15 protein-coding genes are annotated in these 14,146 nt (G+C 67.2%); 7 read left to right on the top strand and 8 right to left on the bottom strand.

The genetic code is table 11. The annotated features are described in order from the left end of the window. Positions 1–297 precede the first annotated feature (297 nt). The 6 genes from mscL to NI1_RS22005 form a co-directional block, all read right to left on the bottom strand. Entirely contained in the window at positions 298–702 is a 405-nt protein-coding gene (gene mscL / locus NI1_RS22030; RefSeq protein WP_067824142.1) for a large conductance mechanosensitive channel protein MscL, read from the bottom strand. Between the two features lie 117 nt (positions 703–819). Continuing rightward, complete coding sequence (locus NI1_RS22025) at positions 820–2,388, bottom strand: BCCT family transporter (protein ID WP_218026803.1); 1,569 nt, start codon at positions 2,386–2,388, stop codon at positions 820–822. Between the two features lie 73 nt (positions 2,389–2,461). Further along, positions 2,462–2,794, bottom strand: a complete 333-nt coding sequence (locus NI1_RS22020) for a hypothetical protein (RefSeq protein WP_067824136.1) — start codon at positions 2,792–2,794, stop codon at positions 2,462–2,464. A 13-nt stretch (positions 2,795–2,807) separates the two neighbouring features. Beyond that, the gene (locus NI1_RS22015) at positions 2,808–3,035 is read right to left on the bottom strand and encodes a hypothetical protein (protein ID WP_067824134.1); all 228 of its coding nucleotides are present in this window, start codon (positions 3,033–3,035) and stop codon (positions 2,808–2,810) included. A gap of 130 nt (positions 3,036–3,165) precedes the next feature. Then, positions 3,166–4,464 carry a D-arabinono-1,4-lactone oxidase gene (locus NI1_RS22010; RefSeq protein WP_067824131.1) on the bottom strand — a complete coding sequence of 433 codons (1,299 nt, stop codon included), beginning with the start codon at positions 4,462–4,464 and terminating at the stop codon, positions 3,166–3,168. 62 nt (positions 4,465–4,526) lie between these two features. Further along, the gene (locus NI1_RS22005) at positions 4,527–5,201 is read right to left on the bottom strand and encodes a TetR/AcrR family transcriptional regulator (protein WP_067824128.1); all 675 of its coding nucleotides are present in this window, start codon (positions 5,199–5,201) and stop codon (positions 4,527–4,529) included. Positions 5,202–5,319: 118 nt separating this feature from the next. On the opposite strand from NI1_RS22005, the gene NI1_RS22000 reads away from it, so the two are divergent. Further along, entirely contained in the window at positions 5,320–6,816 is a 1,497-nt protein-coding gene (locus tag NI1_RS22000; protein WP_067824125.1) for an MFS transporter, read from the top strand. A 135-nt stretch (positions 6,817–6,951) separates the two neighbouring features. Here the strand turns inward: NI1_RS22000 and NI1_RS21995 are convergent, their stop codons facing one another. Further along, positions 6,952–8,145, bottom strand: a complete 1,194-nt coding sequence (locus NI1_RS21995) for a lipase family protein (RefSeq protein ID WP_067824122.1) — start codon at positions 8,143–8,145, stop codon at positions 6,952–6,954. 130 nt (positions 8,146–8,275) lie between these two features. Here NI1_RS21995 and crcB (NI1_RS21990) point away from each other — a divergent pair, with 130 nt between their 5' ends. From crcB (NI1_RS21990) to NI1_RS21965, 6 genes are read left to right on the top strand one after another with little or no spacing between them, the layout of a single operon-like run. Then, entirely contained in the window at positions 8,276–8,713 is a 438-nt protein-coding gene (crcB, locus tag NI1_RS21990; RefSeq protein ID WP_067824119.1) for a fluoride efflux transporter CrcB, read from the top strand. Further along, on the top strand, positions 8,706–9,050 hold the full coding sequence (locus tag NI1_RS21985) for a DUF190 domain-containing protein (protein ID WP_067824116.1): 345 nt from the start codon (positions 8,706–8,708) through the stop codon (positions 9,048–9,050). The genes crcB (NI1_RS21990) and NI1_RS21985 overlap by 8 nt, the downstream gene beginning before the upstream one ends. After that, positions 9,047–9,409 (top strand): fluoride efflux transporter CrcB, encoded by a 363-nt coding sequence (gene crcB, locus NI1_RS21980; RefSeq protein WP_157535257.1) that lies wholly within the window; start codon positions 9,047–9,049, stop codon positions 9,407–9,409. Before NI1_RS21985 ends, crcB (NI1_RS21980) begins: the two co-directional genes overlap by 4 nt. A 47-nt stretch (positions 9,410–9,456) precedes the next feature. Continuing rightward, on the top strand, positions 9,457–11,097 hold the full coding sequence (gene pgm, locus NI1_RS21975) for a phosphoglucomutase (alpha-D-glucose-1,6-bisphosphate-dependent) (RefSeq protein WP_067824111.1): 1,641 nt from the start codon (positions 9,457–9,459) through the stop codon (positions 11,095–11,097). Then, the gene (locus tag NI1_RS21970; protein ID WP_067824108.1) at positions 11,090–12,292 is read left to right on the top strand and encodes an MFS transporter; all 1,203 of its coding nucleotides are present in this window, start codon (positions 11,090–11,092) and stop codon (positions 12,290–12,292) included. Before pgm ends, NI1_RS21970 begins: the two co-directional genes overlap by 8 nt. 51 nt (positions 12,293–12,343) lie before the next feature. Further along, the gene (locus NI1_RS21965) at positions 12,344–13,081 is read left to right on the top strand and encodes a DsbA family protein (protein WP_067824106.1); all 738 of its coding nucleotides are present in this window, start codon (positions 12,344–12,346) and stop codon (positions 13,079–13,081) included. A gap of 38 nt (positions 13,082–13,119) precedes the next feature. On the opposite strand, the gene NI1_RS21960 is transcribed toward NI1_RS21965, so the two are convergent. After that, positions 13,120–14,130: an ABC transporter substrate-binding protein gene (locus NI1_RS21960; protein ID WP_067824103.1), complete on the bottom strand. Its 1,011-nt coding sequence runs from the start codon at positions 14,128–14,130 to the stop codon at positions 13,120–13,122. Positions 14,131–14,146: the final 16 nt, after the last annotated feature.

Here is a 14,146-nt window from a genome sequence, read left to right as displayed (position 1 = left end):
GAGCTTCAGCACCAAGCCCACCGGGAAGTCGTGATCGGTTTCAGCGGCAGGACAGCGGGACTCCCGCGGTCGTTCGAGGTCGACGCCGCCGCGTCTCGGACGCCCGCAGCGTTCCCGCGGGTTCGCCGCGGAGGTGCGGAGAGGCCCGAGGGGGTTGGGGGCGGAGGTGCGGAGCGTCCCGAGGAGGTTCGGGGGTGACGCTCCCGCAGAGTCCCGGGAGGTTCGGGGGCGACGCTCCCGCAGAGTCCCAGGGGGTTCGGGGGCGAAGCCCCTGAGAGTCCGAGAGTTGCCCGCCCCCTACTTCTTCAGCGCATCGCCCTGCTGCTTGGCGAGCAGGTCGCGGATCTCGGTGAGGAGTTCGAGTTCGGTCGGGTCGGCCTTGACCTCGGTGGGCTTGGAGAGCCGCGCCTTCAGGTGGTTCATCGGCAGGATGAGCACGAAGTAGAGCACGGCCGCGACGGTGACGAAGTTGATGGCCGCGCTGATGATCGGCCCGAGCGCCACGAAGGTCGACGGCTTGCCCGCGAGGATCTGGAAGCCCAGCCCGAATTCGCTGTTGCCGCCGAGCACGGCGAGCAAGGGTTCGATGAGCCCCTTGGTCACCGAGGTGACGATCGCGGTGAAGGCGGTACCCATCACCACCGCGACCGCGAGATCGATGACATTGCCCCTCATCAGGAAATCTTTGAAGCCCTTGAGCATGACGCTGACTGATCCAATCCAAGACGAATTCGTAATCTTCCGCGCCGGAGTCTAGGCGCTGGCCGAACCCCGTTTCGTACACGGCACACCGCCGTCTCTTACGTCACATTGCGCAGCTCACACCCGGCCGTCCGGTGTGTTTTCGGCGCGGAAGGTGCGCACCAGCGCGGCGCACATGGCGAGCATGACGACGCTGAACGGCAGCGCGATCAGGATGGCCACGGTTTGCAGCGTGGTCAGCGCCGACGCGCCGGTGCCGCTGGCCACCAGCAGTGCGATGGCGACCGCGCCCTGCGCGCAGGTCCAGAAGATCCGGCTCCAGTTCGGTGGTTCCGGATTGCCGCCGGAGGAGAGCATGTTCACCACCAGCGCGCCGGAGTCGGCCGAGGTGACGAAGAACAGCACGATGACCAGAATCGCCAGGCCCGCGGTGACGGTGCCGCCGGGCAGGGTGTGCAGCAGGGCGAAGAGCGCGCTGTCGCGGTCCGGGCCGTCGGGGCCGACCAGTCCACCGCCGCCGAACATTTCGCGATGCAGACCCGCCCCGCCGAAGACGGCGAACCAGACGAAGGTCAGCAGGGTCGGCACCAGCAATACCCCGGCAACGAACTCGCGCACGGTGCGCCCGCGCGAAATACGGGCGATGAAGACCCCCACGAACGGGGCCCAGGAAATCCACCAGCCCCAATAGAAAACGGTCCACTGCTGCGTCCAGGCGGTGCCGGTCGGCCCCTCGGTGGCCCCGGTATAGAGGCTGATCTTCGGCAGCGTCTGGATATACGCCCCGATGTTCTGCACCAGGTCGTTGACGATGAACAGGGTCGGCCCGGCCACCAGCACGAAGAGCAGCAGCAGCCCCGCGATCCCCATATTCGCCTGCGACAGCAGCTTGATGCCCTTGTCGACGCCGGTCACCACCGAGATGGTGGCCAGCGCGGTGACCACCACGATCAGCACCACCTGCGCGCCCTTACCCGGTTCGTGAATCCAGCCTTGATAATTCAGCCCCGCCGAGATCTGGAGTACGCCCAGCCCGAGCGAGGTGGCCACGCCGAAAACGGTGCCGATCACCGCCACGATATCGATGACGTCCCCGCGCCAGCCCCGGATCTTGTCGCCCACCAGCGACTCCAGCGACCAGCGGATCGACACCGGCCGGCCCTTGCGATGAATCGAATACGCGATGGCCAAACCCACCACCACGTAGATGGCCCACGGGTGAATCCCCCAGTGCAGGAAGGTCTGCACCATGGCGGCGTCCGCGCGCTGAGCGGGCGTCTCGCCGACGCCCGGGCGCGGATCGTCGTAATGGAACAGCGGCTCGGCCACACCCCAGAACACCAGCCCGATGCCCATGCCCGCCGCGAACAGCATGGAAAGCCATGCGCCCATGGAGTATTGGGCGGTTTCGCCGTCGTCGCCGAGGATGATGTCGCCGAACCGGCCCAGCCCCAGCCAGATCGCGAACACCACGAACAGCGTGACGATGACGATGTAATACCAGCCAAATCCGCCGATCACATTGTCCTGCAAGGCTTTCGCCTGTCGTGCGGCGGTATCTTGAAACACGATGGCGTACACCGTGAATGCCAGCACGACGACGGCGGACGGCCAGAAAACCCTGGGCGCCACCGCGGCCCGGTGATGCACGGCCGGTACGGGCGGGGTACTGCTCGGTGCGCTCACGAAATCCCCTGTGCTGTTGGAACAACCCCGGTCCCGGGCGTGCGGACAGCCCGGGATCGGGGTCGCATGGGTGCTACTTGCCGCTGACCTTGTCCTTGACGGTGTTGACGATCTCGTTCACGGCCGCCATCACGTCCTGGGCGGCGTGTTCGAGATTGGCCCGCACCTGTTCGAGGGTGACTTGCACATCCTCGGTATTGAGCTTGTCGGCGAACGCCTTCGCCATGTCGGCGAGTTCGGCGGCCGCGCTCTGCGCACGGTCGGCGAGTTCGGCGGCGGCGCCGCTGGCGCGTTCGGCGAGCTTTCCGGCGGCGGCTCCGGCCTGATCGGCCAGATTGCCCGCGGTGCTGCCGGTGTCGTCGGCCAGCCGTTCGGCGTTGTCGCCGATATCGTCATTCGTCGGCATCGTCGGTACCGGCCTACTTCGCGCCGCCGCCGAGCTTGTCCTTCATTTTGCCCATGAAGTCGCCGACCTTCTCTTTCATTTCGTCGGCGGCGTGCTCGAGGCGGTCGCCCATCTGATCCGCGGCGTTCTTCATATCGCCCATGGCGTTGCCGGCGGCATCGCGGGTTTTATCGGCTGCGCCCTGCATATCGGCTTTGGCTTTGTCGCCGGCCGCGTCCATCTTGTCGCCGAAAGAAGACATCGGAACCTCCTCGCATATGGACGCGCCCGCGGACCGGGCGCGTATCCAGGACAGTTCGACGAGCTGTATCGCTTTGCAGCGATCTTTCAGCAAACCAGCATAGTCGGAATGTCCGACTCTCGGAGGTTTCTCAGTGCTGCGGGCCGAGCACCCGATCGATATACGCGTTGCTGAACCGCCCCTTGGGGTCGAAGCGGTTGCGGACCTCGGCGAATTTGTCCCAGTTCGGGTAGCGCTCGCGGAGGGTCTCGGCGGTCTGGAAATGGCGTTTGCCCCAGTGCGGGCGGCCGTTGTAGCGGTTGAACACCGCTTCGCAGGCGCGGAAATAGGGTTCGTACTCCATGCCCTGGTACTGGTGCACGGCGATGTAGCAGGTCTCGCGCCCGCCGGCGGGGGAGAGGAAGGCGTCGTCGGGGGCGACCCAGCGCACCTCGATCGGCATCGGGGTGTCGTAGTGCTTGGCGACTTCCTTGATCTCGCGGATGGCGTCGGCCGAATGTTCGCGCGGGATGGCGTATTCCATCTCGGTGAAGCGGAACAGGCGGGGGCTGGCGAAGACCTTGTAGGACCGTTCCACCTGCCGCCGGTAGCTGCCGGCGTAGGCCGCGCCGCGCTGCACATAGGGGATCGCGGACGGGTAGCGCCGGGTGAGGCGGCACAGCGCGTCGAAGGTGTAGTTGGTCATCAGCACGTCGGAGAACCAGTCGACGGCCTTGCCGCGCGGCTGTTCCGGAAGCTCGACGGTGTTGTTGCGCTTGGTCATCGCGAGCGGGCTGTGCGCGAAGACGTAGAACTCGAAGTGCTCGTTGCCGTCGATATGGGTGTCGAGGTCTGCCAGCAGATCCTCCACGGGCTCGGGCGTTTCCACGCCTTCGAGCACGAACGACGGCACCATTTGCAGGGTGACGGCGGTGACCACGCCGAGCGCCCCCACGTTCACCCGCGCGGCGCGCCAGCCGTCCGGATCGGTCCGTTCGTTGAGCTCCACCCGGCTGCCGTCGGCCAGCATGAGTTCGACCGATTGCAGTGCGGCCGAGAGGTTCTGCAACTTGGAGCCGGTGCCGTGGGTGCCGGTGGCGGTGGCGCCGGCCACGGACTGCACGTCGATATCACCCAGGTTGGGGAAGGCCAGTCCGAGCGGGTGCAGGGCATTGCTGGCGGCATTGAGCGTGATGCCCGCCTCGGCGCGCACCAGCCCGCTCTCCCGGTCCACCGACAGGATCTTGTTCAGCTTGTTCAGCCGCATCAGGGTGCCGTCGGTGAGCACGGTTTCGGTGAAGGAATGGCCGGATCCGGCGACGCGAACGGTGTGGCCGGCGGCCTCGGCCTGAGCCAGTAGAGCGGCGACTTCCTCGGGCGTGCCCGGTTCGGCGATGGTCGCCGGAGTGCAGCTCTGGTCTCCAGCCCAATTCACCCAAGAGTTGGTCATGTGACCAACTGTAAACCGCGCGTGTGATCCGCGCTACTAGAACGCCGGTTTTCGCGCCGCGATCAGCGCTTGCGGCACTCGTACATGGCCGCCTTGGCGCGATCCACCTCGTCCTCGGTCAGGGCCGGGGTGGTGAGCGGCAGGCGCGGGCGGTCGTCGCCACGAATGCCGTTGAGGACCATGGTCATATAGCGCTGCCAGGCATCGGGGTTCACCGGGCGTGCGAAGCCCGCGACCGCGTCGACCATGTTCACCATGGCGAAGAAGTCGCCCGCCTCGATCTCGGGCTGAATCGCCCCCGCCGCCTTGGCGCGCTCGATGACCGCGGTCATGCCGGGGCGTACCCGGTCCTTGAGGCAGACGAAGCGCTCCATGCTGTCGTGCATTTCGAGCATCACTTCACCGAAGCCGCGATTGCCGGCCATGTGACGGCAGGCGTAATCGAACAGATCGGCCAAACCCTGCCACGGGTCGGGATGGTGCAGCGCGACCTCACAGGCCCGGCCGAGCTCGGTGATCATCTGGTCGAAGACCTCGAGGATCAGCTCCTGCTTGTTGGCGAAGCGGCGATAGACGGTGCCGACGCCGACGCCGGCCTGCTCGGCCACGTCGTCGAGGGTGACCTCGAGCCCGCGATCGGCGAAGAGCTCGCGCGCGGCCGCGATGATGCGCTGCTGATTGCGTGCCGCATCCGCACGCAAGCGCCGAGGTGGAGGCGCGGTGGTGACGTGATTCACACCCTAATCCTAACAGGGAACGGGATTAAGTGGAGGACTTCTCTCCGTTTAGCTGGTAGCTTCATGAAATGAAACGGAGATGCTGTCTCCGTTAATCCTAGGGGACGAGGAAATCCACATGACTACTGCTCTCGAAAAAGAGGTGAGCGCCCCGGCCGACACCGGTCGCCGCGGCTCACACGCCATGCGCTGGTGGGTGCTCGCCGTCCTCGGCGTGGCCCAGCTGATGGTCGTGCTCGACGCGACCGTGGTGAACATCGCGCTGCCCGAAGCCCAGCTCGACCTCGGCTTCTCGAACGCCGACCGCCAGTGGGTGGTCACCGGTTACGCGCTCGCCTTCGGTTCGCTGCTGCTGCTCGGCGGCCGCCTCTCCGATCTCTTCGGCCGCCGCACCACCTTCATCGTTGGCCTGATCGGCTTCGCGCTGGCCTCCGCCGTCGGCGGCGCGGCCGCCAACTTCGAGATCCTGGTCGGCGCTCGCGTCGCACAGGGTGTCTTCGCCGCACTGCTGGCCCCCGCCGCACTGTCGCTGCTGACGGTCACCTTCACCGAACCCGGTGAACGCGCCAAGGCGTTCGGCATCTTCGGCGCCATCGCCGGTGCGGGCGGTGCGCTGGGCCTGCTGCTCGGCGGCGCGCTCACCGAATGGGCGTCGTGGCGCTGGGTCATGTACGTGAACCTGGTCTTCGCGGCCATCGCGCTGGTCGGTGCGATCCTGTTGCTGGCCAAGCATGTCGCCACCGAGCGGCCCAAGCTGGATCTGCCCGGCACCGTCACCGTCACGGCGGCGCTCTTCGGCATCGTGTACGGCTTCTCGCACGCCGAATCCGACGGCTGGACCAACAGCGTCACCCTGGCCTTCCTGATCGGCGGCGCGGCGCTGCTGGCGCTGTTCGTCTTCATCGAACTGCGGGTGGCCCATCCGCTGCTGCCCATGCGCGTGGTGCTGGACCGCACTCGCGGCGCCTCCTACATCACCGTCTTCGCCATCGGCATCGGCATGTTCGCGATGTTCCTGTTCCTGACCTACTACATGCAGCAGCAGCTCGGGTACTCGCCGATCGTCACCGGCCTGGCGTTCCTGCCCATGGTGGCCGGCATGGTGGCCTCCTCGGTCACGGTGCCCTCGATCTTCCTGCCCAAGGTCGGGCCGAAGGTCACCCTGGTGACCGGGTTCCTGCTCTCCGCGCTGGGCATGGCCCTGCTGACCCGCATCGGCGTCGACACCGCCTACGCCAGCCACATCCTGCCCAGCCTGCTGCTGATGGGTGTCGGCCTCGGTACCGCCATGTCGACCGCGTTCACCGGCGCCACCTCCGGTGTGCACCACACCGACGCCGGCGTCGCCTCGGCCATGGTGAACACCAGCCAGCAGGTCGGCGGTTCCATCGGCACCGCGCTGCTGTCGACCTTGGCCGCAACGGCTTTCGAGAACTACGTCGCGGACCACACCCCGCCCACCCCGGGCGTGCTGGCCGAGGCCGCGGTGCAGAGCTACACCACCACCTTCTGGTGGGCCGCCGCGATCTTCGTGGTCGGCGCGGTGGTGACCGGGTTCATCATCCCGAACAAGGTCCCGGTGCCCGCCGAAGGCGAACCCGTTCTCGCCCACTGAGATTCGTTCCCGCTCGGTAGGTGAGAAACGACGGTCCCGCTCGCGGACGCGCGAGCGGGACCGTGCTTTTCCGGGACGCGAAAAGGCCCTGCTCACTGCGGTGAGCAGGGCCTCTCGTACATCACACGGCGATGGTCAACGGCAGTTCGACGGTGCCGGGATGCCGGCGAAGCGATCGGAGAGGTAGCCGATGGCATTCGAAGCGCCCGGGAACATCGCGGTCCCGTGGTCGGCGCCGGGGATGATGTCGAACTGCACCGGGGTGCCCGCCGCGCAGTAGCGGCCCGCCGTGTACTGGGCGAGACCGAGCGGCACCTGATCGTTGCTGCCGTGCCATTCGTACAGGGGTGCGTGAATGAGCTCGGGCACGATCTCCAGGGCGTTGTCGTGCATGGTCCGGATCATCACCGGGTCGTTTTCCATACCGCGATTGAACATTTCACCGATGCGGTGATTGGCTCCGGCCGAAATGATGTCGTCCACACAGGCATTGGCGATCCGATCCCGCAGCGCGAACCCGGCCGGGGTCAGCGCCTGATCGAGCGGCAGCTGATCGGGGTATTCGCGCTGAATCCCGACCGCCACCGCGAATCCGAGTCCGAACAGCGGCTGCGGCGTATCGCCCGCCTCGATCGCGATCTTGCCGGGGTTCACCGGCACTCCGCCCTGGGCGACGCCGACGATCGGCAGTTCGGGCGCGTAGTCCGGGGCGATGGCCGCCGCGAACCCGGTCGCCATGGCCCCGCCGGAGTAACCGGCCAGTCCCACAGGCGATCCCGCGAGCCCGGCCGGGGCGAAGCGTTTGGCGGCGCGAATGCTGTCGAGGGTGATCTGCCCGCCCAGCCGTGCGGCCCCGTACGCACTGGTCGGTCCCAGGTGGTCGGGCACATTGAGTGCCCAGCCGCGCGCGAGCAGCAGATTGAGCGCGCTCGCCTCTTTGAGCCCGCCGTCGAGCAGGGCGTGCGACGGAGCGCATTGCAGGCCCAGGGAATTCACGAACGGCTGATACGAGACCAGCGGGCGCGGACCGCCGCCGGGCACGATCAGCGTCGTCACGGCGGCGATGGGCCCGCCCTCGGAATTGGTGGACCGGAAGGCCAGCTGCCATACGGTCGAGCCCGGCCACGGGTGGGCGGGGACGATCCGGGACCGCAGTACGTCGCCCGGCGCGTAATTGCCGAGATCGGCTGGGCCGTAGTAGAACCCGTCCGGGTCCGCGACCGGGTATATCGCGCCCGCATGGGCGGCCGGCGCTCCGGCCATGGCCGCGATGATCACCGCGGCGACGCTCGCCCCCTGGACCAGCGTCCTTCTGATCGTTTGGCGCACCGCCAACTTCGCTCCTCGAGGCCGATGGGACAACTCCGGGCAAGCGGCACTATCCTCGCAGTTCCCGGGGTCTGTTCCGGCTCAGCAACACGCCGAACAGTTACGAATTGGCAAATTGGAGAGGAGGGCGGTGGGTTCCAAAGGCGCGAGCGCCGACGCGGCCATCCTCTCGGTCATCGCCCTGGGCGGCGGAATCGGTGCGGTGGCCCGCTACGGCGTGAGCCTGTGGGTGCCGCAGACCGGCGATATTCCGTGGCAGACCTTGGCGGTCAATATGATCGGCTGCTTCGCCATCGGCGTGCTCATGGTCTGCATCACCGAGATCTGGTCCGCGCACCGGCTCTTGCGCCCGTTTCTCGGAGTCGGTGTACTGGGTGGCTTCACCACCTTCTCCACCTTTGCCGTGGAAGTTCGTAGACTGCTCGAATCGAGCCGAACCGTTTACGCCGGGCTCGGCTACCTCGGGGGGACCGTGGTGGTGTCGCTGGCGGCGGTGGTGCTCGGGGTGAGCGTGACGCGGTGGCTATCGGGAACGGTGCGACGAGGATTGGGGGCAGGCGATGAGTGAAACGGTCCGGCGGTGGGTACCGGCTTCCCGGCTGACGGTGCTGCTCGGCGAGGACGACCTGATGGGCCGCAAGCCGCGCTATCACGAGATCGTGCGGCGGGCCCGCGATGCCGGGCTGGCCGGGGCCAGCGTGTGGCGCGGGGTCGAAGGCTACGGCGTCTCCTCGCAGATCCACACCACCCGCCTGCTCGATCTGGCCGAGCGGCTGCCGGTGCTGGTGATGATCATCGACGACACCGCGCGACTGCGGGAATTCGTCGAGTCCAACGCGGACCTGCTGGATTCGGTCACGGTGGCGCTGTCACCCGTAGAAGTATGGGACGGGGTGCGACGGTGACGGTGGCGCTGGTGATCGCCGGCGGCATGGTCGGAGCACCCACCCGGTATCTGGTGGATCGCGCGGTGGCCCGTCGATTCGATAGTGTCTTCCCACTGGGCACATTGGTGGTGAACGTGATCGGGTCGGCACTGCTGGGTGCGTTGATCGGCGCGGGAGCAAACCATTGGCTGCTCGCGACCGTGGGGACCGGGTTCTGCGGGGCCCTGACCACGTTCAGTACGTTCGGCTATGAAACGGTTCGATTGGCTGAGGAGGGCGCTTACAGCTATGCGGTGGCGAACGTCGTGATCGGCGTTACGGCGAGCCTGGCCGCGGCCTTCTGCGGTGCCTTCCTCGGGCAGCAGGTGTGGCCGTGATCCTGATGACGAGCCGGGCACAGGCGATTCGGAAGGGAGGCACGAATTTGGCGCACGATCGTGCCGGTCGGCCCGCGCGCCCCACGGACCTCGAGGACATCGCGCATCTGGTGACGGCGTACTACAGCCGGATTCCGGATCCGTCCGATCCCGAGCAGCTCGTGGCATTCGGGACCTCCGGGCATCGGGGGTCCTCGCTGGACTGCGCCTTCAACGAGTCGCACATTCTGGCGATCACGCAGGCGATCGTGGAGTACCGGGCGACGCGCGGGATCACCGGGCCGGTGTATCTGGCGCGGGATACGCACGCGCTCTCCGAGCCGGCGTGGACCACCGCCATCGAGGTGCTGGCCGCCAATGATGTGACGGCCATTATCGATTCGCGGGATCGGTACACGCCGACGCCGGCGCTGAGCCATGCCGTGCTGCGGCACAATCGCGGCGGGACCCGGCATCAGGCCGACGGCATCGTGGTGACGCCGTCGCACAATCCGCCGCGGGACGGCGGGTTCAAATACAATCCGCCGCACGGTGGTCCGGCCGATACGGTCGCCACCGACGCCATCGCCGCGCGCGCCAACGAGCTGCTGCGCAACGGCCTGGCGGAGGTGAAGCGCACTTCGCTCGCGCATGCGCTGGCCACCAGCGTGGAGCGCTACGACTATCTGGATCGCTATATCGGGGATCTACCCAATGTGCTGAATCTGGACGCCATTCGGGGCGCGGGGATTCGGCTGGGCGCGGACCCGATGGGCGGGGCGTCGGTGGATTACTGGGAGGAGATCGGGCAGCGGTACGACCTCGAGCTCGAGGTGGTCAATCCGTTCGTCGATCCGACCTGGCGGTTCATGACCCTCGACAGTGACGGCCGGATCCGGATGGATCCCTCCTCGCGGTACGCCATGGCTTCGCTGGTCGCCATTCGCGACGATTACGACATCTCCACCGGCAACGACGCGGACGCCGACCGGCACGGCATCGTGACTCCCGATGCGGGGCTGATGAATCCGAACCATTTCCTGGCGGTGGCGATCGAGTACCTGATCGCCAATCGGATGGGCTGGGACGCGCTGACCAAGATCGGCAAGACGGTGGTGACCTCGTCCATGATCGATCGCGTGGTCGGCGTGCTGGGCCGCGACGTGTACGAGGTCCCGGTCGGGTTCAAATGGTTCGTGCCCGGATTGTTCAGCGGCAGTCTGGCTTTCGGCGGCGAGGAATCGGCCGGCGCCTCGTTCCTGCGCATGGACGGCACCGTGTGGACCACCGACAAGGACGGCATTCTGCTGGCCCTGCTGGCCGCCGAGATCACCGCGGTGACCGGGCAGAGTCCCTCCACCCGCTACAGCGAACTCGAGAAGCGGTACGGCTCACCGGCCTACGCCCGGGTGGACGCCAATGCCACCGCGGAACAGAAAGCCAAGCTGGCGGCGTTGACCCCCGACATGATTACCGCGACCGAGATCGCCGGGGAGCCCATCACCGGTATTCAGACCCGAGCCCGCGGCAACGGCGCGGCGCTCGGGGGCGTGAAGGTGGTGACCGAGAACGCGTGGTTCGCCGCGCGGCCCTCGGGCACCGAGGACAAGTACAAGATCTACGCGGAATCGTTCCAAGGTCCCGAGCATCTGACCCAGGTGCAGGCGGCCGCGGAGGAGATGGTGGGACGGGCGCTATCCGGTGAGTAGATCCAAATCCCTGCCGGTCGAGATCTGGGTACTGGTGGGGTCGGCCTTCACCATCGCCATCGGTTTCGGTCTGGTAGCACCCGCACTTCCCCAATTCGCTCGCAGCTTCGGCGTGGGCGTCGCGGCGGCCTCGTTCATCGTGAGCGCCTTCGCCCTGATGAGGCTGCTGTTCGCCCCCATGAGCGGGCGCCTGATGCAGCGCCTCGGTGAGCGCCCCGTCTATCTGACCGGCCTGATCATCGTCGCGGTCTCGACCGGTGCCTGCGCCTTCGCCCAAACCTATTGGCAATTGCTGATTCTGCGTTCGCTGGGCGGCATCGGCTCGACCATGTTCACGGTATCGTCGCTGGCCCTGGTGATCCGGATGTCTCCGCCGGCCGAACGCGGGCGGGTCTCGGGCGTCTATTCCACCAGCTTCCTGATCGGATCGATCATGGGTCCGCTGGTCGGGGGTGCGCTGTCCTTCCTCGGGCTGCGCGCGCCCTTCGTCATCTACTGCATCGCCCTGCTCATCGCGAGCCTCATCGTCTATGTGGCGCTGAAGGATTCGCCGCTGGTGCTGCCGGAGTCCGGTACCGGTGCCCCCGTCATGACCTTCCGGCAGGGCTTGGAGCAACCCGCCTATCGCGCCGCTCTCTGGTCCAATTTCGGCAATGGCGCGGCGGTATTCGGCGTCCGTATGGCGTTGGTTCCGCTGATCGTGGTCGAGGTGCTGGATCGGGACGCGGCCATGGCGGGCGTGGCGCTGACCGTTTTCGCCGCGGGCAATGCCGCCGTGCTGTTCCTGTCGGGCCGCTGGTCGGATCAATTGGGCCGCAAGCCGTTCCTGGTCTGCGGCACTTTGATCTGCGCGCTCGGCACCGCCGGTCTGGGCCTCGCCCCGGCGCTGCCGTGGTTCCTGGTCGCCTCCTTCATCGCGGGGCTCGGTTCCGGCATGTTCTCCCCGGCGCTCCAGGCCGCGGTGGCCGATATCGTCGGCCCGGGCACTCGCGGCGGCCCCGTCCTGGCCGGGTATCAGATGTCGGCCGACCTGGGCACCTTCCTCGGTCCCTACGTCATCGGCCTGCTCGCCGACCGTGCCTCCTACGGTGTCGCCCTCACCGCCACCGGCGTCCTGCTGGCCTCGGCCTCCGCGGTCTGGATCCTGGCCCCGGAAACCTTGCGCCGCAGCGAACCCGCCGAGGTCGCCTCGTAGCCGCGGACCCCGGACTGTGCCGCGGCGGCGGGTTGGGGCAGAGTGTGCGGGGTGAGCAATCCGACTTCGAAGCACACACCGCAGCCGGTTTCCAGCAAGACCACCTATGCGCTGGCGGGGGTGGCCGTGGTGGTGGTCGCGCTGATCGTGTTCGCGGTGTTCCAGTGGAATCGCGGGAGCGACGAGGTGCGCAACGACGGGTACGGCCCGGTGCGCGATCCGGCGGTCACGGTGGCGATGGACTCCGACGGGGCGATCGTGCTGGGCAAGCCGAACGTCGCGAAAACCATTGACGTCTACGAGGATCCGATCTGCCCGGCCTGCGGACAGCTGGAGCGGATCTACGGGCAGGAGATCGCCCAGCAGGTCGACGAGGGAAAGCTCGCGGTGCGGTATCGGCTGCTGAACTTCCTCGACGGCCAGTCCAGCAGCAAGGACTATTCGACCCGGGCGGTCGCGGCCAACGAGTGTGTGGCGCAGGCGGGCGCCGGTCCGGCCTACTCGAAGTTCCACGAGTTGCTGTTCACGAGCAAGCAGCCCTCCGAGGGCGGATCGGACCACGACAACAAGGCGCTGGCCGAGATCGCCAAGGAGGCGGGGGCTTCCGACGAAGCGGTCAAGTGCATCACCTCGGGGGAGCGGGTCGACAATGCCCGCAATCACGCCGAGGCGGCCGAGCAGGCCCTGTCCAAGGCGTCGAGCGGGCGGGTCGCCACGCCGTCGGTGTTCCAGGACGGCAAGAAGATCGACGTGAACGACCAGGACTGGGTTTTGAACGTGACCAAGTAGTTCGGTGCGGGTGGGTTCGAACCCACCCGCCGAACCGGCTACTGCGGCGCCGGCACCCCGGTCGCCTTCGCCACGTCGTCGAGCATCCGGTTGGCCGCCTGCACGCCGATGCCCGACATCCAGGTCTCGTCCGGCACCTCGATCACCTTGCCGCCCTTGACCGCCGCCAGATCCTTCCAGACCGGGCTGGTGGTGAAGGTGTCCTTCTGGGTCTTGCCCGGATCGTCGATGGTGGCGACGAAGATGAAATCGGCGTCGGCCTGATCGATCTGCTCCGGGCTCACCTCCGTCATGATCTTCTTGGGATCGGTGGCGACCTGCGAGGCCGGGCGCGGCAGCCCGATATCGCCGAGCACCACGCCGCTGAACGAGGCGCTCGTGTACAGGCGGGTGGGACCGGCCAGGAAGCGGACCACCGATACCGTGGGCAGTGCGCCGTTGTGCTCGGCCTTGATGGTTTCACCCAGCGCGCGGGCCCGGTTCTCGTAGATCTGGAGCGCGGTGGCCGCCTGCTGCTCGAGGCCCAGCGCCTTACCGTGCACGGCGAGGTTCGCTTTCCAAGGGCCGCCGGTGGTTTCGGTGAACACGGTGGGCGCGATGCCGGACAGCTTGTCGTAGATCTTGTCGTGACGGATCTTCGACGACAGGATCAGATCCGGTTTCAGTGAGGCGATGCGCTCCAGGTTCGGCTCCAGCAGCGGGCCCACATCGGTGACGCCGTCGAGTCCGGCCAGATAGTCGGGGAAGCCGCCGTGCGTCTTGGTGTGCGGCACCACCGCGCCGACCGGTTTGATGCCGAGCAGCGTCACCGAATCCAGTTCCGCGGTGTCCAGCACCACCACGCGCTGCGGGACCTTCGGGATGGTCACCTGACCCTTGACGGTGTCGAGGGTGCGCGGGAAGCCGGCCGGATCGGCCGCCGACGCCGGGGAATCCGATGTGGTGGAGCCGTTTCCGCAGGCGGTCAGCCCGGACAGGCCGATGGCGGCCGCGCACAATGCGATCGTGACGCGACCGAATCCGCGCATGCGGAATCGCCGTGTGGACATGGTTCGTCCTCGTTTC

It is taken from the genome of Nocardia inohanensis NBRC 100128, assembly GCF_001612945.1.
Classification (GTDB): Bacteria; Actinomycetota; Actinomycetes; order Mycobacteriales; family Mycobacteriaceae; genus Nocardia; species Nocardia inohanensis.
The sequence above is the reverse complement of the archived record's forward strand: the minus strand, read 5'-3'. Positions and strand labels throughout refer to the sequence as shown.